A 575-nucleotide genomic window follows, 5' to 3' on the forward strand; every position below is an offset into this window, starting at 1 on the left:
CCAGCACGCGCCGCGCCTCCTCGGCGGCGCCGGGCGCGCCGCGTACCCGCACCCGGAAGCGGTTGCCGCGCAGGTGCCCCATCCCGAGCTTGTTGCCGTGCCGGGTCACGTCCAGCACCCGCACGCCCTCCAGCTCGAACTCACCGAGGCGACCCTCCGCCCTCGGGGGCAGGCTCAGCCACTGCGTGGTGACGGCGTGACGGTCCTTGAGGCCCGCCACGCCCACCTTGCGCTCGTCGAACCCGAGCTGACGGGCGAGTTCGCGCACCACGTGCGCGGTCGTGTGGCCGCGCTTCTCCACGCGGACGAAGAGGTGCTCGCCCTCGCCGGAGAGGGGATAGGCGGGCACCTCGTCCACGACGAAGTCCTCCGGTGTGGCGCGCAGGGTGCCGCCCGTGCCGGGCGAATCGGTGAGCGGCGCGAGGTCCGCCCAGGAGAAGGTCAGCTTCATCCGCCCACTCTAGAGCGTGCCGCCCCGCCGGGGCTTCAGGCGGGTCGGGTACCTCAGGTGTCCGGGGCGGGCGCGAGCACCCCGCCGTGCGCGGCGCCTCCCACCTCCCCGGGGCGCGTGGGGC

The 575-nt window shown here is 75.3% G+C and carries 1 protein-coding gene; it reads right to left on the reverse strand.

Translation table 11 applies throughout. The features are described from left to right. Window positions 1–451 (reverse strand): tRNA pseudouridine(13) synthase TruD (truD, locus tag DEIPI_RS29425; protein ID WP_157463536.1); only part of this gene is annotated, 451 nt, incomplete at its 3' end. Window positions 452–575 lie beyond the last annotated feature (124 nt).

The sequence above is a fragment of the Deinococcus pimensis DSM 21231 genome, assembly GCF_000519345.1.
Taxonomy (GTDB): domain Bacteria; phylum Deinococcota; class Deinococci; order Deinococcales; family Deinococcaceae; genus Deinococcus_A; species Deinococcus_A pimensis.